General features: G+C 43.9%; 18 protein-coding genes, 2 tRNA genes and 1 rRNA gene. 1 reads left to right on the top strand and 20 read right to left on the bottom strand.

The features are described from left to right. Positions 1 to 105: 105 nt before the first annotated feature. The 13 genes from MOJ78_RS00605 to pabB all read right to left on the bottom strand — a co-directional run bounded on the left by MOJ78_RS00605 (position 106) and on the right by pabB (position 11,094). A tRNA-Ala gene (locus MOJ78_RS00605) sits at positions 106 to 181 on the bottom strand. 20 nt (positions 182 to 201) lie between these two features. Then, a tRNA-Ile gene (locus MOJ78_RS00600) sits at positions 202 to 278 on the bottom strand. Positions 279 to 479: 201 nt separating this feature from the next. Next, positions 480 to 2,030: ribosomal RNA gene (locus MOJ78_RS00595) — 16S ribosomal RNA — on the bottom strand. Between the two features lie 547 nt (positions 2,031 to 2,577). Further along, positions 2,578 to 4,065: a lysine--tRNA ligase gene (gene lysS, locus MOJ78_RS00590; protein WP_304979336.1), complete on the bottom strand. Its 1,488-nt coding sequence runs from the start codon at positions 4,063 to 4,065 to the stop codon at positions 2,578 to 2,580. 374 nt (positions 4,066 to 4,439) lie between these two features. After that, positions 4,440 to 4,862 carry a GreA/GreB family elongation factor gene (locus tag MOJ78_RS00585; RefSeq protein WP_304979335.1) on the bottom strand — a complete coding sequence of 141 codons (423 nt, stop codon included), beginning with the start codon at positions 4,860 to 4,862 and terminating at the stop codon, positions 4,440 to 4,442. Between the two features lie 77 nt (positions 4,863 to 4,939). Next, positions 4,940 to 5,932, bottom strand: a complete 993-nt coding sequence (gene dusB, locus MOJ78_RS00580; RefSeq protein WP_304979334.1) for a tRNA dihydrouridine synthase DusB — start codon at positions 5,930 to 5,932, stop codon at positions 4,940 to 4,942. Between the two features lie 5 nt (positions 5,933 to 5,937). Further along, the gene (locus MOJ78_RS00575; protein ID WP_304979333.1) at positions 5,938 to 6,168 is read right to left on the bottom strand and encodes a helix-turn-helix domain-containing protein; all 231 of its coding nucleotides are present in this window, start codon (positions 6,166 to 6,168) and stop codon (positions 5,938 to 5,940) included. After that, positions 6,120 to 6,644, bottom strand: coding sequence for a 2-amino-4-hydroxy-6-hydroxymethyldihydropteridine diphosphokinase (folK, locus tag MOJ78_RS00570; protein WP_304979332.1), 525 nt, complete (start codon positions 6,642 to 6,644; stop codon positions 6,120 to 6,122). Before folK ends, MOJ78_RS00575 begins: the two co-directional genes overlap by 49 nt. Beyond that, the gene (folB, locus tag MOJ78_RS00565; protein ID WP_304979331.1) at positions 6,637 to 7,002 is read right to left on the bottom strand and encodes a dihydroneopterin aldolase; all 366 of its coding nucleotides are present in this window, start codon (positions 7,000 to 7,002) and stop codon (positions 6,637 to 6,639) included. Before folB ends, folK begins: the two co-directional genes overlap by 8 nt. Beyond that, positions 6,995 to 7,840 carry a dihydropteroate synthase gene (gene folP / locus MOJ78_RS00560; RefSeq protein ID WP_304981152.1) on the bottom strand — a complete coding sequence of 282 codons (846 nt, stop codon included), beginning with the start codon at positions 7,838 to 7,840 and terminating at the stop codon, positions 6,995 to 6,997. The genes folB and folP overlap by 8 nt, the downstream gene beginning before the upstream one ends. A 382-nt stretch (positions 7,841 to 8,222) precedes the next feature. After that, entirely contained in the window at positions 8,223 to 9,080 is an 858-nt protein-coding gene (pabC, locus tag MOJ78_RS00555; RefSeq protein WP_304979330.1) for an aminodeoxychorismate lyase, read from the bottom strand. Continuing rightward, a complete protein-coding gene (gene pabA / locus MOJ78_RS00550) occupies positions 9,065 to 9,658 on the bottom strand; it encodes an aminodeoxychorismate/anthranilate synthase component II (protein ID WP_304979329.1) in 594 nt (197 codons plus the stop codon). Before pabA ends, pabC begins: the two co-directional genes overlap by 16 nt. Beyond that, complete coding sequence (pabB, locus tag MOJ78_RS00545) at positions 9,655 to 11,094, bottom strand: aminodeoxychorismate synthase, component I (RefSeq protein ID WP_304979328.1); 1,440 nt, start codon at positions 11,092 to 11,094, stop codon at positions 9,655 to 9,657. Before pabB ends, pabA begins: the two co-directional genes overlap by 4 nt. A 179-nt stretch (positions 11,095 to 11,273) precedes the next feature. Here pabB and MOJ78_RS00540 point away from each other — a divergent pair, with 179 nt between their 5' ends. Continuing rightward, positions 11,274 to 12,038, top strand: a complete 765-nt coding sequence (locus MOJ78_RS00540) for a sulfotransferase domain-containing protein (protein ID WP_304979327.1) — start codon at positions 11,274 to 11,276, stop codon at positions 12,036 to 12,038. 61 nt (positions 12,039 to 12,099) lie between these two features. Here the strand turns inward: MOJ78_RS00540 and cysK are convergent, their stop codons facing one another. The 7 genes from cysK to tilS form a co-directional block, all read right to left on the bottom strand. Beyond that, positions 12,100 to 13,026 carry a cysteine synthase A gene (gene cysK / locus MOJ78_RS00535; RefSeq protein ID WP_304979326.1) on the bottom strand — a complete coding sequence of 309 codons (927 nt, stop codon included), beginning with the start codon at positions 13,024 to 13,026 and terminating at the stop codon, positions 12,100 to 12,102. Positions 13,027 to 13,196: 170 nt separating this feature from the next. Further along, positions 13,197 to 14,087, bottom strand: a complete 891-nt coding sequence (gene hslO / locus MOJ78_RS00530; protein ID WP_304979325.1) for an Hsp33 family molecular chaperone HslO — start codon at positions 14,085 to 14,087, stop codon at positions 13,197 to 13,199. Between the two features lie 36 nt (positions 14,088 to 14,123). Then, a complete protein-coding gene (locus MOJ78_RS00525) occupies positions 14,124 to 14,894 on the bottom strand; it encodes a type III pantothenate kinase (RefSeq protein ID WP_304979324.1) in 771 nt (256 codons plus the stop codon). A 163-nt stretch (positions 14,895 to 15,057) separates the two neighbouring features. Continuing rightward, on the bottom strand, positions 15,058 to 17,010 hold the full coding sequence (gene ftsH / locus MOJ78_RS00520) for an ATP-dependent zinc metalloprotease FtsH (protein ID WP_304979323.1): 1,953 nt from the start codon (positions 17,008 to 17,010) through the stop codon (positions 15,058 to 15,060). Positions 17,011 to 17,145: 135 nt separating this feature from the next. After that, entirely contained in the window at positions 17,146 to 17,271 is a 126-nt protein-coding gene (locus MOJ78_RS00515) for a hypothetical protein (protein ID WP_304979322.1), read from the bottom strand. A 77-nt stretch (positions 17,272 to 17,348) separates the two neighbouring features. Continuing rightward, positions 17,349 to 17,888, bottom strand: coding sequence for a hypoxanthine phosphoribosyltransferase (gene hpt, locus MOJ78_RS00510; RefSeq protein WP_304979321.1), 540 nt, complete (start codon positions 17,886 to 17,888; stop codon positions 17,349 to 17,351). Positions 17,889 to 17,903: 15 nt separating this feature from the next. Further along, positions 17,904 to 19,301 (bottom strand): tRNA lysidine(34) synthetase TilS, encoded by a 1,398-nt coding sequence (gene tilS, locus MOJ78_RS00505; protein ID WP_304979320.1) that lies wholly within the window; start codon positions 19,299 to 19,301, stop codon positions 17,904 to 17,906. Between the last annotated feature and the right edge of the window lie 131 nt (positions 19,302 to 19,432).

The raw sequence follows: 19,432 nt of genomic DNA, 5'->3' as shown, positions 1-19,432 counted from the left end.
TTCTATGCAGGCGCATATTCTCCGACTGATCGGAGGACGACGCTTTTTATTAAAGCGACGATTACTAATTATATTCTCCTATTAACAAAATGTCAACAGGTTTTTTGGTGGAGCCTAGCGGGATCGAACCGCTGACCTCCTGCGTGCAAGGCAGGCGCTCTCCCAGCTGAGCTAAGGCCCCAAAGGGGTATTGTATTAAAATGGTGGGCCTAAGTGGACTCGAACCACCGACCTCACGCTTATCAGGCGTGCGCTCTAACCAGCTGAGCTATAGGCCCAAACCGAACTCTTTATTTTTACATAAAAAAAGCTCGTTCATGGTGACTGCAAAATGCAGTTTCTTTGCTACCATGCGTCGAGGAATCCTTCTATAAAGCATTCACTTGGCAAACGCAGGCGCAAAAGCCTTTCGAATGAATTAAGCTCATTCAAAACTGAACAAAAGCTCAAGACGTGTATGTCCTAAAAGGACTCCTTAGAAAGGAGGTGATCCAGCCGCACCTTCCGATACGGCTACCTTGTTACGACTTCACCCCAATCATCTGTCCCACCTTCGGCGGCTGGTTCCAAAAGGTTACCCCACCGACTTCGGGTGTTACAAACTCTCGTGGTGTGACGGGCGGTGTGTACAAGGCCCGGGAACGTATTCACCGCGGCATGCTGATCCGCGATTACTAGCAATTCCGGCTTCATGCAGGCGAGTTGCAGCCTGCAATCCGAACTGAGAATGGCTTTATGGGATTCGCTCAACCTCGCGGTTTTGCTGCCCTTTGTACCATCCATTGTAGCACGTGTGTAGCCCAGGTCATAAGGGGCATGATGATTTGACGTCGTCCCCACCTTCCTCCGGTTTGTCACCGGCAGTCACCTTAGAGTGCCCAACTGAATGCTGGCAACTAAGATCAAGGGTTGCGCTCGTTGCGGGACTTAACCCAACATCTCACGACACGAGCTGACGACAACCATGCACCACCTGTCACTTCGTCCCCCGAAGGGGAACCTTCTATCTCTAGAAGTAGCGAAGGATGTCAAGACCTGGTAAGGTTCTTCGCGTTGCTTCGAATTAAACCACATGCTCCACTGCTTGTGCGGGCCCCCGTCAATTCCTTTGAGTTTCAACCTTGCGGTCGTACTCCCCAGGCGGAGTGCTTAATGTGTTAACGTCAGCACTGAGGGTGGAACCCCCCAACACCTAGCACTCATCGTTTACGGCGTGGACTACCAGGGTATCTAATCCTGTTTGCTCCCCACGCTTTCGCGCCTCAGCGTCAGTTACTGGCCAGAGAGCCGCCTTCGCCACTGGTGTTCCTCCACATATCTACGCATTTCACCGCTACACGTGGAATTCCACTCTCCTCTCCAGTACTCAAGTCCCCCAGTTTCCAATGACCCTCCACGGTTGAGCCGTGGGCTTTCACATCAGACTTAAGAGACCGCCTGCGCGCGCTTTACGCCCAATAATTCCGGACAACGCTTGCCACCTACGTATTACCGCGGCTGCTGGCACGTAGTTAGCCGTGGCTTTCTGGTCAGGTACCGTCAAGGTACCGCCCTGTTCGAACGGTACTTGTTCTTCCCTGACAACAGAGTTTTACGACCCGAAGGCCTTCCTCACTCACGCGGCGTTGCTCGGTCAGACTTTCGTCCATTGCCGAAGATTCCCTACTGCTGCCTCCCGTAGGAGTCTGGGCCGTGTCTCAGTCCCAGTGTGGCCGATCACCCTCTCAGGTCGGCTACGCATCGTCGCCTTGGTGAGCCCTTACCTCACCAACTAGCTAATGCGCCGCGGGCCCATCTGTAAGTGATAGCCGAAGCCATCTTTTATCTTCCCCCTATGCAGAGAGAAAAGTTATCCGGTATTAGCCCCGGTTTCCCGGAGTTATCCCAGTCTTACAGGCAGGTTGCCCACGTGTTACTCACCCGTCCGCCGCTAACCTCAAAGGAGCAAGCTCCTCGTCGGTTCGCTCGACTTGCATGTATTAGGCACGCCGCCAGCGTTCGTCCTGAGCCAGGATCAAACTCTCCAATAAAGTTGAAGTTTGACTTGCTCATAGTTTAAATAATAAAAATTGTGACGCACATGGATGTGCTAACTTCGGTGTTGTCACAGGACGTGACGTTCTTAACCGAAGAACCATAAATCCATGTAGGTCCGTTTCACGCTTGGCTTTTGTTCAGTTTTCAAAGAGCTGTTTTCGATCTTTTTTAAAGACCGTGTCGCTTATTGGCGACTTTATTAATGTACCACATGTGGGTTGTTGGTGTCAACAACCATTTTCAAAAGCTGAGAAAGTAAATTCCCTTCTTTTGTTCCTTCGTGTGTTGTCGCAAAATCATTTTTTAACGACGAAAGATAATATACCACCTTTCACCAAAGTATCAATACATTTTTCAAATATAATTTTTAAGATTTATGAATAAAGGGATTACCCTAATGTCGATGGCTTCTATAATAAAAAGAATCAGACGGCCTCTGACACAACATTTAGCTGAAATTACTTTCAAAGGATACTAAATGTCGTTCATGTAGAGGGTCTGATTCCTATCGTCCGGTTTGCTATTTTTAAAGTAAGTTAATCAACGGTGTCTCATTTGCGGGAATAATAGTACATCACGAATCGATGGTGAATTTGTCAGAAGCATGATAACACGGTCAATCCCGATTCCGAGTCCGCCTGTTGGGGGCAAACCGTACTCAAGGGCTTCGATGAAGTCCTCATCCATCATATGCGCTTCGTCATTTCCTTCTTCCCGCTCAACTAATTGAGCTTCGAATCGTTCCTTTTGATCAATCGGATCGTTTAACTCGGTAAATGCGTTTGCATGTTCACGTCCGACGATGAAAAGTTCAAAGCGGTCCGTAAAACGTGGATCTTCTTCATTCTTTTTCGCAAGTGGTGATATTGCAACCGGATGTCCATAAATAAACGTAGGTTGGATCAGTTTTTCTTCAACAAAATGCTCAAAGAATTCATTGACGACATGTCCAAACGACATCGTATTCTGAATAGGTACATTATGTTCTTTGGCGAGTGCACGAGCTTCTTCATCACTCATTTCTTGCCAGAAATCCACACCTGTATGTTCTTTAACTGCATCGACCATATGAATACGAGTCCACTCAGGCTTTAAATCAATCTCGTGTTCCCCGTAAGTGATTTGCGTCGTACCAAGTACCTCTTTAGCAATATGCGCAAGAAGGTTTTCCGTAAGAGACATTATGTCTTTATAGTCTGCATAGGCTTCATAAAGCTCAAGCATTGTAAACTCAGGGTTATGCCGGGTTGATACACCCTCATTTCGGAAAACACGACCTATTTCATATACTTTTTCAAGTCCACCGACAATAAGTCTTTTCAAGTGCAGTTCGATCGCAATACGCATATATAATTCCATATCGAGTGCATTATGATGGGTTATGAATGGCTTTGCAGAAGCTCCACCTGGGATTGAATGCATTGTAGGTGTTTCTACCTCTAAGTAGCCTGCTGAGTCAAGGTAACGGCGCATGGACTGCAGGATTTTACTGCGTGTAATGAATGTATCTTTTACTTCCGGATTCATAATAAGGTCCACATAACGTTGACGGTATCGTTGTTCGATGTCCTTTAATCCGTGGAATTTATCCGGTAGGGGGCGTAACGATTTCGATAGCAGAGTGAACTCAGTAGCCTTGATGGAAAGTTCCCCTACCTTAGTTTTAAATGCAATTCCTTTTACTCCGACAATGTCCCCAATATCAATAGTGTTGAAGAGGTCATATTGCTCCTCTCCAACGCTATCTTTACGTACGTAAATTTGAATTTGTCCCGTCAAATCCTGGACGTGGGCAAATCCCGCTTTACCTTTTCCGCGTTTGGTCATGACTCGACCGGCAAAGGTTACTTCATGGTTGTGTTCAGCTAATTCTTCTTTCGATTGTTCGCCAAATGCAGTAGTCATGGACTCTGCAGTATGGCTGCGTTCATACCTGTGACCGAACGGGTCGATCCCAAGGTTACGCAAATTATTTAATTTCTCTCGTCGAACGAGCAGTTGGTCGTTTAATTCGACGTCTTGACTCATCTAATCACTCCCGGGGTATATCTATTGATAGTTTGTTCAAAAAGTATCCAAGGACTCATTCCCTGTGTCTACAAGTCAATGCTCCGAGGTAACCTTCCTCGGTACAACTCGTTGCCTTCGTGCAAGTACCGCTCGTTGATAAACGGTGAATTTCTTCGTTCCTTGATGTTTTCGAGTTAGAAGCCTTCCTCCAAACTGTCGCGCCTCAGGCTTACACGATGTGAGTCAGTTCGATGTTGTTACAAGACATCTAAAAGCCTAACAACAATGCAGTTTTGCGCATAGTAACCGTAGGCGTAGGCGCAGGACGTAACGTATTTTAGTCGATCCTCCGTATATCTGAATCGTCTACTTTTTGAACACATATTTTAATTTTATATTACATCAATGATTTGGTATCGAATCCGTGTGCCGTGTAGATGAACAGTCACCATATCTCCCTTTTCCTTTAAAAGCAGTTCTTTTCCAAGAGCCGATTCGATGGATAGCTTTCTCGTTATCGGTGACGCTTCTACAGGGTGTACGAGGCGATACGTGTCCACCTCATCCAAAAAGATGTCGAGAAGCATTACAGTTGAACCGAGCGAGATGGTTTCTGTTCGTTGACCAGACAATAATTCTGCAGAATACAGGAGATGTTCAAGTTCCCCTATCCGCTTTACAGAAAATTCGCCTTCTTGTTTGTGCATTTCGGCAGTGTTGAACAATGGCTTGTTCCTTCTGTCATACACGTCTAATAGTTCCGTAGCTAGTGTCTTGATGCCTTCACTCGTAAGCTGGGGTGAATTTACACTCATACTCATCCTCCTAAAAGTTAGGTTCTTTGTGTAAACACCAAGAGGTATAGGTACTACTATTCGCCAAGGTTACAGATTTATCCTACCTGTTTTTGTTTTGCTTCAACTTCTTGTACATAGTCAAACAATACTTGCTCTAATTCTTGTCTTGTATCAAGCTCGTTTATCTTATTACGCACTTTCGCATTTTTCGGAAGGCCCTTCAAATACCATGCTGCATGCTTTCGCATTTCTTTCATCGCGATGTCCTCGCCTTTCAATGCAATTAATCGATCATAGTGGAGCATGCAAACTTTAATTTTTTCACTTGGGGTTGGGTCTCCATGAATCTTACCTGTTTCAAGGAATTGAACGGTACGGTACAGCATCCATGGGTTTCCAAGTGCGCCACGGCCGATCATTACAGCGTCACAGCCGGTTTCATCAAGCATGCGTTTGGCATCGTGCGGCGTGGAGACATCACCGTTTCCGATGACCGGAATTGAGACGGATTCCTTAACATCGCGAATGATATCCCAGTTTGCCTTTCCTTCGTACATTTGTACGCGTGTCCGGCCGTGCAGAGCAACAGCTTTCCCGCCTGCCTCTTCAATAGCCTTTGCATTTTCAACTGCCAGAATATGATCATCATCCCAGCCCATCCGCATTTTGACGGTTACTGGTTTTTTGACCTCAGGTACGACCGCTGCAACCATGTCGTGGATTTTTTGTGGATCCAAGAGCCATTTTGCCCCTGCATCACATTTTGTAATCTTAGGAACTGGACAGCCCATATTAATGTCGATGATGTCGGCATTCGTATAGTCATCCACGTGTTTTGCTGCTTCAACAAGTGTTTCCTTTTCACCGCCAAAGATTTGAAGACTCAAAGGTTTTTCCCTTTCATCGACATAAAGCATGCGCATTGTTTTGTCATTCTTGTGTAAAATCGCTTTATCACTAACCATTTCCGCACAAACGAGCCCTGCTCCGAACTCTTTTGCAATCAAACGGAAGGCCGGGTTACAGACACCAGCCATCGGGGCTAGGACAACACGGTTTTTTAATTGAATATCGCCGATCTGAAACATATTTTTCACCTCTCTACATATTGATTTGAGCTGTCTTTTGGAGACAACTCCTCTAATGTTATATTTAGCACACCTGTCAGCTTATCGATCTGGCCATCGGTTGGCAGTCGGACTCCTCGTTCAATTTCACCAAGGATTGAGACGGATACTTTCATTGCCTTTGCCAGGTCTTCCTGTGTGTAGCCTTTTAATTTTCGAAAAGCCCGAATTCTCCTACCCCATTGTTCCGTTTCCATACGTTTACTCCTTCATGGTTGATTCGTTCTTCTATGATGGTCGAAAAACGTTGATCCGTGTGTGGAAATTGTAGATCTGGCTGCAGCTCATAAAGTGGAATCATGACGAAACCTCGATCGAGCATTCTAGGGTGTGGTATCTTTAGTTCTTCTGATTGTATATTTTCTTGATTATACAGCAAAATGTCAAGGTCTAATGTTCGTGGTCCCCAATGTATTTCGCGTGTACGGTCTAATTTCTTCTCAATTTGCAAGAGTTCTTCAAGTAAACGATTGGAAGAAAATGCCGTTTCGATTTCTGCGACCATATTTAAAAAGGGAGCTTGTTCGGTAAAGCCTACCGGTTCCGTTTCGTAAATCGAACTTACACGTTTAACGGTTGTGTTTTTTAGCTGTCCGATCGATTGTAAGCCTCGTCGTAAATATTCTTCTCGTTCACCGATGTTCGATCCTAAAGCAATAAATACATCATTCATGACGTGACCTCGCTATTTCGATTGCGACGGATTCATAGTGCCCCGGAATCGGCGGGTCTGGTTTAAACACTTTTACGGTGCATGCATGGATTATTGGAAATGCATTCAATAATTCTTCTGTAATTTTTTCCGCAACGGTTTCTACAAGCTTTCGTGGTTTACCTTCAACAATATTTTTTGTGATTTCATAGGCCTGTCCATAATGAACGGTATATTCAATATCATCCGACCGAGAGGCTTTCGAAAGATCACACTCTAAGACAAGGTCAACATTAAACCGTTGTCCAAGCTTTTGTTCCTCTGGATAAACACCATGGTAACCATAAAACTTCATGTCATTGATATAGATTTTATCCATTCGAAACCGTCCTCCTATTGGTCAGCATTGCGTCCATCATCATCGCCATTCGTTTGTTCTCAAGTACATCATGAATTCGGATGATCTGGCAACCCTTCTGTATTCCGAGGCAAGTCGTCGCTCCTGTTCCCTCAACCCGCTCATCTACCTCGGCCTCAAGAACTTTACCAATGAACCCTTTTCGAGATGTGCCAAGTAAAACGGGATATCCCATCGTAGTGATTGTTTCAAGCTTGTTCATCACTTCAAGGTTATCTTCATACGTCTTTGCAAACCCAACCCCTGGATCCAATATGATATTTTCCTCATTAACTCCAGCGTTTTTCACAAGTTCAATGCTTTCACGCAGGTCTTTTACAATATCGGACATGAGGTGCTCGTAGTTGTGATTTTCCCTATTGTGCATGAGTATGATCGGGACCTGTAACTGTGCTGCTACTTCAGCCATTTGCGGGTCAGCCCTAGCACCCCATATGTCGTTGATGATATCTGCCCCTGCTTCGATTGCTTGTTTTGCGACTTCGGCTTTATACGTATCGATTGAAATAGGTACATCAATTTCTTCCTTAATCGCTTTAATAAACGGGAGGACACGCTTCAGTTCTTCTTCTTCACTGACCTCTTCAAAACCAGGTCGGGTGGATTCTCCGCCGATGTCGATGAGGTCTGCACCCGAATCGACCATTTTTTTTGCATGCTCAACGGCTTGCTCGATTGAGTTATACCTTCCACCGTCGGAAAATGAGTCGGGGGTCACATTTAAAATACCCATGATCCATGTGCGTTCATTAAGATCGACGGTTCTGTTTCCGAGCTGAATGTTCCATTGCTTCTCCATCCGATGCTCGCCTTTTATCAGCTGAAGAATATCCTTCCGTAATTGGTTGGAATCGTCGTTGGTATACGTCCCGAGTGTTTCCATTGCTTTTTGAATACCAAGCGTGTGACCAACGATGAGCGCATGTGTTTCCCCGCTCTCAAGCTCTTCAGCACCCTCATTTAACACGCAGTTCTGGCCGAACTTTACCAAAGAATGCTTTAGGTGCCAGGCGGTTTTCGTCGTTAACCCTTCAAGTCGGATTACCTTTTTACTTTGCAAAAGCAGTCCACGGCTTTCTGTATCAATTCTAGCCTCAATCGATAACAATTCATCCATCGCATCAGCTTCATTTTTCGGATAGAGAAATACTGGGTTGTATGGCATGGCTGAAAATCCTTTCTTATTTCTTTCTTGTATCGCGTTTATTCCGATCCTGGACGTAATGGTGGAATAGTGTAGTTGTAACCGGTCCATGTTCCCCGGGGTATCGATGATTTCCTATTTGTGAAATCCCGACGATTTCCTGAATAGAATTGGTATAGAAGCATTCATCCGCCTCAAGTAACACCTTTTTCGGATAATGACCCGTATAGTAATGTATTTGTAGTTTTTTACATAACGAGAGAACATATTGCCTCGTGATTCCATTTAAAATACCTGTATCGGTGGAGGGTGTGTAAATCGCTCCATCCATGACCCAGAAAATATTCGAAGTTATCCCTTCTGCTACATGACCTTCGGCAGTTAGAAAAATACCCTCCATACTTGAATCGCCACCAAGCTCCTGTTTAGCAAGGACATTATTTAAAAAGTGGTGCGACTTCCATCGTTTATCGCCTTCCGGAGTATTTCGGCGAATGTTAAGAAATTTCCCCTCTTTTGTCTTCATTGAAGTGGTAGCTTGTTCAAGCGGACTTCCATAAATGAGAACAGTCGGATCCGTGTATTCGATCGTTTTTAGCCCCGGCTCTCCAACACCTGCAGATACGTTCAGTCGTATGCTCGCATTAGTCCATCCATTCAACTGCATTAAGGTCTTCAAACAATTGGTGATTTCTTGTTTGCTCAATTCTCGTCTAATCTTTAAGTCTTTAAGCGCCCCATTTATACGTTCCAGATGATCATCGAGTAAAAATGGGTGACCATCATATAGCCGAAAGGTTTCGAAAACACCTAATCCGTATAAATATCCGTAATCAAACGGTGAAATGAATGCTTCTTTTTCCGAAACATACGAACCGTTTAAATAGAGATGCATTGTTCATCACGCCTATAAGTCTTGATAAAGTTTTGCAATAGCTGCTTTCCGCCTGAGGTCATGATCGACTCGGGGTGAAATTGCACCCCTTCAATCGGCAGCGATTTATGACGGATCCCCATAATTTCACCTTCTGCTGTTTCCGATGAAATCTCTAAGCAATCCGGAAGACTTTCTCGATTGACGATTAAGGAATGATAACGGGTTGCGGCAAACGGCACTTCAAAATTTTGATACACGGTTTTCCGATCGTGATGGATCAACGATGTTTTCCCGTGCATCAGCCGTTCGGCACGTACGACTTTTCCGCCGAACACTTGTGCAATAGCTTGGTGTCCGAGGCATACGCCAAGAATCGGAATTTTTCCAGCGAAATATTGAATCGCTTCAAGACTGATTCCTGCTTCGTTTGGGCTGCACGGTCCAGGGGAGATCATTAAGTGACTCGGGCTCATCTGTTCAATCTCTTCAATCGTAATTTCATCATTTCGGCTCACGTAAAGTTCCTCGCCAAGTTCTCCGAGGTATTGCACGAGATTATAGGTAAAGGAATCATAATTATCGATCATGACAATCATCGTTCAATCACCTCTTCCTCAGCTTGTTCACTTAGCTCTTTTGCATACCAGAGCGCCTTCGCCTTTTTCAAGCTTTCTTTATACTCTGCTTCAGGATTCGAGTCAATTACAATTCCGGCTCCTGCTTGGACATGCGCCCAGCCATCCTTACAGACCATTGTTCGAATCGCAATGTTCATTTCCATATCGCCCTCGAAACCGATCCAACCGATCGATCCGGTGTAGACGCCTCTACGAACAGGTTCCATTTCCTCGATTATTTCCATCGTCCGAACCTTTGGAGCTCCAGTAATCGTACCACCTGGAAATGTCGCCCGAATAACATCCATGGCATTTTGATTATTCTGCAATGTTCCTTGCACATTTGATACGATATGCATGACATGTGAGTATTTTTCAATGACCATGAATTCATTGACCTCAACCGTACCATATTGACAAACTCGACCAAGGTCGTTGCGTTCTAAGTCAACGAGCATGACGTGTTCTGCTCGTTCCTTTTCGTTTTCGATCAAGGTTTTTGCGAGTTCCTCATCTTCCCTCTCATCTCGGCCGCGGGATCGTGTACCGGCAATCGGCCTTGTGCTTGCCAGGTTCCCTTTTTTCTTAACGAGCAGCTCAGGTGAGCCATTTACAAGCTGAAATTCAGGTGTATGGAAATACCCCATGTATGGTGACGGATTAAACTCCCTCAGATGCTTATAAATATCGATAGGTTCAGTCTTATGTTTTTGTGATTGTCGAACCGATAAATTAACTTGAAAAACATCGCCGTTTCGAATGTACTCCTGTATTTGTTCCACTGCACCGATAAACGCTGTTTCACCCATCGAATACGGTTGGAACTGCTTGCCCTTTTCATCTGCCGATTGTATTTGTTCAGCGAGCGTTTCAATTTCTCCGAACCACTTCTTTTCGAGTTCGTCCACTTTCACTTTCCCTTGCTCTGATGCTCCCTGTTCAACATGAACAATGAACGTAAGTCGGTTGGTCTTTTTATCTAGGACAATGATCTCATCAAATAGAATAAAATAAACGTCCGGCATATCGAGATCATCCGCCGTTTCGTTCGGAAGCCGTTCAATCTGTCTAGCTACATCGTAACTGATATAACCAATCGCGCCACCTTTAAAATCAGGAAGCTCTTCTGTTCCTTCTGAAACAATTTCTGTCGTTTGAAGGTAGTTTTGGACAAGGTCAAGCAAGTCTCCTGTTTGTGTTGTCGTACCTTCGCTTGTCTGAACTTTTAATTCATTACCCTTCCCTTCCAAAACAGTGCTCGGCGATAGACCGATGATATGAAAACGGCCTCCCCTACCACTTTCAAGCAAAACGTGGTGCTGCTGATCTTGTGAAATCAATCTATATCGGTCAAACCAGTCATCCGAGTTATATTTAGTTGTTCTTGTAAATCTCAGCTTTATTGTCGATTGCATCAATGTCCACTCCTGATTGTGCTTTTTCCTCTTTCATTGTACATGAACTAAAGGTGTCTGACACGAAAAAATGACCACCAGTTCTTGACAGTCGTTGTCCAAACATTTAATAAGTTTGCACATACGATATAGGAAAGTATTCTTTACTCTCCAAACGGATTTGAAAGGAGTAAAAATAGTTGGATTCTCGTCATCCTAAAACAATCGAACCCTTTTTTGTGAATTCCATAGCAAAGAGTGGGACACATCTGTTGAAACAACTGATCGAGGGTATCCCATCGATTAAGCATTATGATAGCATTTACCAAGGAACCTACCCGCTTCAATACCAAAAATATAAAACTATTCTATCAAACATCCCCCCTAACCACTTCGTTAACGGCCACCTTTATTATTCAAGGCAATATATGGGGCTCTTCAACTCCTTAAATCTAAAACAGATTTTCTTGTATAGGGACCCGAGGGATATTGTTGTATCCTATGCGTATTTTTTTATGAAGTTGAAAAATAACCCCACCCGCCGTTTCTTTGTGGAAAACAATTACGATGTAAAGGGCAGGTGCGTTGCTTTAATCAATGGGTTTGAATGTGGTTATGTCAGTAGAATGAATATTAATGACTGGTACCGTCAATTTTTAGGCTGGAAATACGCAAACAACGTGCTTCCAATTTCTTACGAAAGTTTAGTCGAATCATCAAAATCACAGAAAAAAGTCCTCATGAATATGATCCGATTCTTAAATATCGAAAATGTACCAGGTTATATGAAGCTGACTGCAAAGGAGATGCAGAATTCCGTGCAACCACAAAAGTCTCCTACATACAGGAAGGGCAAGTCAGGGGATTGGAAAGTGGAATTTGATGATGCGACGAAAGATCAATTTAAAAAGGTGGCAGGGGATCTCCTAATTGAACTCGGTTATGAGAAGGATTATAACTGGTAAAATGATTCCTACTACTGAAAGAGGGTAACCAAACAAACATGCTGGTTACCCTTTTCCCTATTTATTTCTCATCAAATTGATATAGCGGTGTACTGAGATAGCGTTCCCCGTTACTCGGCAGAACAGCAAGGACCTTCTTTCCTTTTCCTAGCTGCTTCGCTACACGAATTGCAGCAGAAATCGCTGCACCGGAAGAAATCCCTCCCAGAATTCCTTCTTCTTTTGCCGCTCGCCTTGCATATTCAAATGATTCTTCTGTTGAAACCGTCAACACTTCATCATAAATATCAGTGTTCAAAATAGAAGGAACAAACCCCGCTCCAAGTCCTTGGATTTTATGTGGACCAGGCTTGCCTCCTGAGAGAATTGCGGAATCTTCAGGCTCTAATGCGTAAATTTTTATTGATGGGTAGTTTTCTTTTAAAACTTGCCCTGCACCGGTGATTGTTCCACCCGTACCAATCCCGGATACAAATGCATCCAGTTGATCACCCATTTGTTCAACAATCTCTTTTCCAGTCGTATCCCTATGAATGGCAGAGTTCGCTTCGTTCTGGAACTGTTGCGGCATGAAATACCCTTTATCCCGCACAAGCTCTTCCGCCTGGGCGATCGCTCCCTTCATCCCATCAGGCCCTGGAGTAAGGATCAGTTCAGCTCCGTACGCTCGTAACAGGTTACGGCGCTCCATACTCATCGTCTCAGGCATGATTAGAAGGGTACGATAACCTTTGGCCGCACATACCATCGCGAGACCGATACCAGTATTTCCGCTTGTCGGCTCAACGACCGTGTCTCCTTCTTTCAACTTACCTTCTCTTTCTGCGGCTTCAATCATTGCAAAGGCAATCCGGTCCTTTACACTACTTCCCGGGTTCATGAATTCAAGCTTCAGATAGACTTCTGCATCCTCTGGCCCTGTCAGTCGGTTCAGTTTAACGATCGGTGTTTCACCAATTAGATCAACAATAGACTTTCCCACTCTCATACCTTTCACTCCTTAATACCTAGTATTTTTATAGGAATAGTTGTGTTCCAATCATATCATTGACTGAATATTAATTCAATTACTTTGTTCTCTATAATGTTTACTCAGTTTCTCCCCATTAATGACGACATCTCTGGTCAATACATATAAGGTTGGTGCGATGGTAATTGCTATTCGGTTTCCTTTGCTTCATCACGTAATTTTATTAGATCCTCTTTTGTAAAATGGTAGGATTCACCGCAAAAGTGGCAGTTCGCCTCTGCCTGACCATCTTCATCAATCATATTCTGGATTTCTTCTTCACCAATACTGATCATTGCATTTGAGATTCGCTCTTTAGAGCACTGACATGAAAATTGAATAGGCGATTTATCTAATAATTTTACATTCTCTGCACCAAGTACGTTGTATAATAGCTCTTCTGGTGTCATTCCCTGTTCAATCATCTTAGACACAGGATCAATGGCTTGCAGCCGCTTTTCAATAAACGTGATCATTTCATCTGCAGCCCCCGGCATGACTTGAATGATAAAACCGCCTGATGCTAGAATCGTATTATCCGGATTGACTAAAACCCCAACTGCAACTGCAGATGGAATCTGCTCAGAAGAAACAAAATAGTACGTAAAATCGTCCCCTAGTTCACCTGAGACAAGTGGGACCTGTCCCGTAAAGTTTTCACGTAGACCTAGGTCTTTCACAACGGAAAGGTATCCATCTTTCCCAACTGCCCTGGCAACATCAAGCTTACCTTTTTCATTTTTATCAAAGTGGACTTGTGGATTTGATACATATCCTCGTGCCTCGCCTTTTACGTTAGCGTCTACGATAATCGCCCCGATCGGACCACCGCCTTCAATCTTGACTGTAAGCTTGTTACTTTCTCCTTTTAGCATCGATGCCATCATTGTTGAGGCAGTCATTGCCCGGCCTAACGCCGCTGATGCTGTCGGCCAGGTCTTCTGTCTACGTTGAGCCTCACGGATCATTTCTGTTGTATTTACTGAAAATGCACGTATATTACCGTCAAACGCCAATGCTTTTACCAAGTAATCAGACATGGAGAACTTCCTCCTTATATAGTTAAACTTCCACTATTATTGTTCACTGTTTTTACGGTAAATAAGCTGCAAACCCTTCAAAGTAAGAAAAGGATCTACAACATCAATGTGCGGTGACTCTTTACCGATCAGTTTTGCGAGGCCCCCGGTTGCAATCACTTTTGGATTAACATTCACTTTGGTCTTCATACGTTGGACAATCCCCTCGACCTGGCCGACATACCCATAAAAAATTCCGGCCTGCATCGCACTGACCGTATTTTTACCAATCACAGTGTCAGGACTTGTAATCTCGATTCTTGGCAGCTTAGCTGCATGTGTATATAATGCTTCAGTCGATATCCCTATACCGGGTGAAATCGCTCCACCTAGGTAGTTTCTCTGTTCATCAATATAACAATACGTTGTCGCTGTTCCGAAATCGACGATAATGAGCGGACTTCCATATTCATGTATGGCAGCAACTGCATTTACAATACGGTCAGCCCCAACCTCTCGCGGATTCTCTGTTTTAATATTAAGTCCAGTCTTGATTCCAGGACCGATTACCATAGGCTGAATCCCAAAGTACTTCTCACACATTTTTTCGAGCGGAAACATAATTGGCGGTACTACAGATGAAATGATGATGCCCTTTATGTCCCCAATCTCTAAACCAACATGTGATAAAAGATTGGTAATAAACATTCCGTATTCATCTTCTGACTTTTTACGGCTTGTTCCGATTCTCCAGTGATATTTTAATTCGTCCCCGTCATAAACGCCGAGAACAATATTTGTATTCCCTACATCAATTACTAAAATCATGCTTACCTCCACCATCTTTGCCGATTTCTCTCTTTAGTTATATCACAATCACTTATTGAAAACACGTATTGAAAATCATTATGACAATGATAATCATTCAAGCGTCCTGAAAAACAAAAAAAGGATTGACTCGGCACTGAAGGAGTCAATCCTTTTGTATTAATTAATCGTTTTTATTTTCATCAGTTGGAGAGTCTTCAGATGATGGGTTTTCATCACTTGTCGTTTCTTCCTTTTTCGTGATGGTCACCTTGACATCCTCGTCCTCTTCCTTTTTCTTCGGAGTTTCATAACCCTCAGGCATTTTCCCTGTTTCATAAAGCGATTTGATCTGTTCGCCATCGAGTGTTTCCACTTCTTTTAACGTCTCGGCGATCAGGTTTAATTTTTCCTGGTTCTTTACGAGAATATCCTTACAGTTGCTGTATGCGTCTTTAATGATCTTTTGTACTTCCAAATCAATTTCATGCGCAATCGCGTCACTGTAATTTTGTTCGTTTTGAATGTCACGACCGAGGAATACGTTTCCTCCCTGACCTTGCCCAAACTGCATCGGTCCAAGCTTATCGCTCATACCGAACTCAGTAACCATTCGACGAGCAATACCTGTCGCACGTTGGAAGTCATTGCTTGCACCTGTACTCACTTCACCGAATGAAATTTCTTCAGCGACACGACCCCCGAGTAGACCGGTAATCTTGTCGACTAATTCAGGCTTTGTCATAAAGTAGCGATCTTCTTTCGGAAGTGTTACCGCATACCCACCAGCTTGACCACGAGGAACGATGGTAACTTTATGGACAATCTCAGCATTGTCAAGTACGAGTCCAATCATCGTATGTCCGGCTTCATGATAAGCAACGATGTCTTTTTCTTTCTTCGAGATCACCCTGCTTTTCTTTGCAGGTCCAGCAATAACTCTATCTGTCGCTTCATCAATATCTTCCATATCGACTTTCTTTTTGTCTCGTCTTGCCGCCACAAGAGCTGCCTCGTTTAAGAGGTTCTCAAGGTCTGCACCAGAAAAGCCTGGTGTCCGCATGGCAATGGTTTTTAAATCGACTTCTTCAGCGAGAGGTTTATTGCGCGCGTGTACTCTTAATACAGCTTCACGCCCTTTAACATCAGGTCGACCAACTGGAATTTGTCTATCGAAGCGGCCTGGACGTAACAATGCCGGGTCAAGAATATCCGGTCTGTTCGTTGCTGCAACAATAATGATTCCTTCGTTTGCACTGAATCCGTCCATTTCAACGAGCAATTGGTTCAATGTTTGCTCACGCTCATCATGTCCGCCGCCTAGTCCGGCACCACGCTGACGACCAACTGCGTCAATCTCATCGATAAAGATGATACATGGTGCATTTTTCTTAGCGTTTTCAAACAAATCACGTACACGGGATGCACCGACCCCGACAAACATCTCGACGAAATCAGAACCACTGATCGAGAAGAATGGGACTCCTGCCTCACCAGCAACAGCTCTTGCTAGTAGGGTTTTACCGGTTCCTGGTGGTCCGACAAGCAAGACCCCTTTCGGAATACGTGCGCCAAGTGCAGCGAACTTTCGTGGATCTTTAAGAAATTCTACGACCTCAACGAGCTCCTGCTTTTCTTCATCAGCACCTGCAACATCCTTAAAGGTGACTTTCTTCTTTTCTTCATTATATAATTTCGCTTTGCTCTTTCCGAAGTTCATGACCCGGCTTCCGCCACCCTGGGCCTGATTCAGAAGGAAGAAGAACAAGATAAAGATTATGACAAAAGGAATGATCGAGGTGAAGAAGGTTACCCATCCACTCGTTCCCTCTGCTTGTTTGACTTCAATCTCAGCGCCCTTGATCAGGGTTAGGACTTCCTCACTCATTTCCGGAGGAATGTTCGTCGTAAAATAGGTTTCATCATCGTAGGACTTTAGCTGTCCTTGCACGGTATAAACCAAATTCTCCGGCTGCATGGTAATAGACTCCACTTCACCGTTTTCTAGAGCACTTACAAATTCGTCATATCTCAATTTTCGTTCGCCGTCATCACCGCCGTTAAAGAAGCTGACAACCCCAACAACGACAAGGAATATTAATAGATAGAATATTGTATTTCTAAAGATGCGATTCATCCCTTACCTCCTCTCGCGTGTAAAGAAAACGTACATGCAAATCATAATTTATAGTATCATAAATGTTCATTACTTCACAACAAAATGGACTTACTGAAGTGCGTTCAAAAAGTAGACGAATCAGAAACAAGAAGTTCAAGGCACGACAGTTTTGAGGACCGGAGTGTATGGTGTTAATACACGAGGACCGGAAAAACCGAGTAACGCAGAAATTCGCCGTTTATCAACGAGCGTTACTTGCACGAACACTGCGAGTTGCACCGAGGAAGCCTCCATCGTTAGCATGACTAGTTAGACGCAGGTGCATGGGCCCTTGGATACTTTTTGAACATCCTCTTCTAGTTCTGATAGACTTCCGGCTTCAAAACCCCAATGAAAGGGAGGTTTCGATAGCGTTCTGCAAAGTCGAGGCCATACCCGACAACAAAGGCATCAGGAACGGTAAAACCTGCGACATCTGGCTGTAGGTCGACCTTTCGGCCAGTAGGTTTATCGAGCAATGTAACAATCTTGATCGATTTCGCCTTTCGATGCTTAAACAATTCAACGAGGTAGTTGAGCGTAAGGCCACTGTCGATGATATCCTCTACGATCAGCACATCACGGCCTTCAATTGATGTATTTAAATCCTTGATGATCTTTACCTCTCCAGAAGAAACGGTTGAATTCCCATAGCTTGAAACATCCATAAAATCAAGTTCCACATGGATGTCCATGCGCTTTACTAGGTCAGCCATGAATGGAAGGGCACCCTTTAGAACACCAATTACGAGCGGGAAACGATCTCCGTATTCCTCTGTAAGCTGTTCAGCGAGTTCCTTCACTTTGACCTGAATTTCTTCCTCGGAAATCAGGATCTCCTCCATATCGCTTTTCATAAGTATGTATTCCTCCTAAACCTGATGCTTGTAATTTTCAAAATGGAGTGCCAATTTTTCTTGATCATGTCGATCTGCGTTTGATAATTCCGCATGCTTCATTAAAGGAATCCACACGATCATTCCCGATCCATCCTCAACAATCGGCCAAACGTCTCTTAATTCCTTAGTCAGCTTAGCATCAATGAAAATATCCTTCACTTTCCTGGATCCCTGCATTCCCTTTGGCCGGATTCGGTCACCATCTCTTCGTGTTCGAACGACTAATGGCCATTGAATTTGAGAGGGCTGAAAGAAAAAGGTGTCTTTTCCTTTCATCATATGTATGTTTGAATCGGCATGCATGGATAGGTTCCCAACAGGAAGATCAAGTACCTGTCCAGGCTTGAGACTATAAGTATAACCGCTATGTTCCCTCTTCTTTTCAAACGAAAACAGACATTTGTCGTAGCTTCGTTGAACGAGTAAACCTCTAGGAAGATTTATGGATCCAGAGGGGTTAAGGGATTCGATGAGCTTTATGCAATCCTCTATGTGTGTATACGAAATAATCGCAGGGTTCGTTCGATAAAGATAGTTTAATATTAGATGAATCCCTCTTCTTTGTAAAGGATTTGCCAGTCCCAAGAAACGCTCGACCGACAATGTCATTCGTTTGTCACATTTTTGCAGAATCACGCTGTCCATCTCATTTTCACAAATGGATTGTAAGAGCTTTTCGTCCTCAGTCAGTCGTTCACTTAATCGTTGAAACTTTCGATGTACATCCCGATTCTCTTCCTTAAGGAACGGGAGGACGTGTGTACGATAGCGGTTTCGTGTATAAGCTTGACTGTCATTACTCGGATCGATCCGGTATGGAATTTTCGCATCTTTACAATAATGCACAATTTCTTCCTTTGTTATTCCTAAAAAAGGTCGAATAACCTTACCCGCATGAAAGGACCTTTGTACCGGGATTCCGGTAATGCCGGATCCCTCGGTTCCACGGACCATTCCCATCAGCATTGTTTCAATCTGATCATCACCATGATGACCGAGAGCAAGATACTCTGCACCGTACTGAATCATCACCGATTTAAAATGGGTATACCTTACATTTCGGGCAGCTTGTTGTGGAGATTCACCCGTTTCTTTTATATATAAAGGGACGTTTTTTTTTACAGATGCAATGGTAATATCATGTGACTTACAATAATCTTCGACGAAGGCCGCATCCTCTTCCGATTGTTGACCGCGAAACATGTGGTCAACGTGTGCAACTATAAGTGTAAGATCCATCTCATCCTTCTTTTTAATAAAGTAGTCCAGGAGGGCCATTGAATCAGGACCGCCTGAAACTCCGACTACAATCGTTGAGCTTCTACGAATCAGTTCATGTTGCTTTACGAATGCATCAACAGCTTCGATCATCTTCCTACTCCCCTTTTGACTCTACCTTAAACAGAGCTAAACATCGATTAAGCCCATTTTACTTTTAAAAAGAGATCAATGCCAGAGACTAAACTTCGCGCAGGATGAACACGAACCCTTAACTACCAAAC

It is taken from the genome of Alkalihalobacillus sp. AL-G (assembly GCF_030643805.1).
Taxonomy (GTDB): Bacteria; Bacillota; Bacilli; order Bacillales; family Fictibacillaceae; genus Pseudalkalibacillus.
The sequence above is the reverse complement of the archived record's forward strand: the minus strand, read 5'-3'. Positions and strand labels throughout refer to the sequence as shown.

What these genes read in the sequence shown, in the direction of transcription:
- MOJ78_RS00525 (WP_304979324.1), bottom strand. Translation starts at nt 14,894, where the DNA reads ATGATTTTAGTAATTGATGTAGGGAATACAAATATTGTTCTCGGCGTT.
- pabA (WP_304979329.1), bottom strand. Translation starts at nt 9,658, where the DNA reads ATGATTGTCATGATCGATAATTATGATTCCTTTACCTATAATCTCGTG.
- tilS (WP_304979320.1), bottom strand. Translation starts at nt 19,301, where the DNA reads ATGATCGAAGCTGTTGATGCATTCGTAAAGCAACATGAACTGATTCGT.
- folB (WP_304979331.1), bottom strand. Translation starts at nt 7,002, where the DNA reads ATGGATAAAATCTATATCAATGACATGAAGTTTTATGGTTACCATGGT.
- dusB (WP_304979334.1), bottom strand. Translation starts at nt 5,932, where the DNA reads ATGTTTCAGATCGGCGATATTCAATTAAAAAACCGTGTTGTCCTAGCC.
- MOJ78_RS00585 (WP_304979335.1), bottom strand. Translation starts at nt 4,862, where the DNA reads ATGAGTGTAAATTCACCCCAGCTTACGAGTGAAGGCATCAAGACACTA.
- folK (WP_304979332.1), bottom strand. Translation starts at nt 6,644, where the DNA reads ATGAATGATGTATTTATTGCTTTAGGATCGAACATCGGTGAACGAGAA.
- hslO (WP_304979325.1), bottom strand. Translation starts at nt 14,087, where the DNA reads ATGTCTGATTACTTGGTAAAAGCATTGGCGTTTGACGGTAATATACGT.
- pabC (WP_304979330.1), bottom strand. Translation starts at nt 9,080, where the DNA reads ATGCATCTCTATTTAAACGGTTCGTATGTTTCGGAAAAAGAAGCATTC.
- folP (WP_304981152.1), bottom strand. Translation starts at nt 7,840, where the DNA reads ATGGAGAAGCAATGGAACATTCAGCTCGGAAACAGAACCGTCGATCTT.
- hpt (WP_304979321.1), bottom strand. Translation starts at nt 17,888, where the DNA reads ATGAAAAGCGATATGGAGGAGATCCTGATTTCCGAGGAAGAAATTCAG.
- pabB (WP_304979328.1), bottom strand. Translation starts at nt 11,094, where the DNA reads ATGCAATCGACAATAAAGCTGAGATTTACAAGAACAACTAAATATAAC.
- MOJ78_RS00575 (WP_304979333.1), bottom strand. Translation starts at nt 6,168, where the DNA reads ATGGAAACGGAACAATGGGGTAGGAGAATTCGGGCTTTTCGAAAATTA.
- lysS (WP_304979336.1), bottom strand. Translation starts at nt 4,065, where the DNA reads ATGAGTCAAGACGTCGAATTAAACGACCAACTGCTCGTTCGACGAGAG.
- cysK (WP_304979326.1), bottom strand. Translation starts at nt 13,026, where the DNA reads ATGAGAGTGGGAAAGTCTATTGTTGATCTAATTGGTGAAACACCGATC.
- ftsH (WP_304979323.1), bottom strand. Translation starts at nt 17,010, where the DNA reads ATGAATCGCATCTTTAGAAATACAATATTCTATCTATTAATATTCCTT.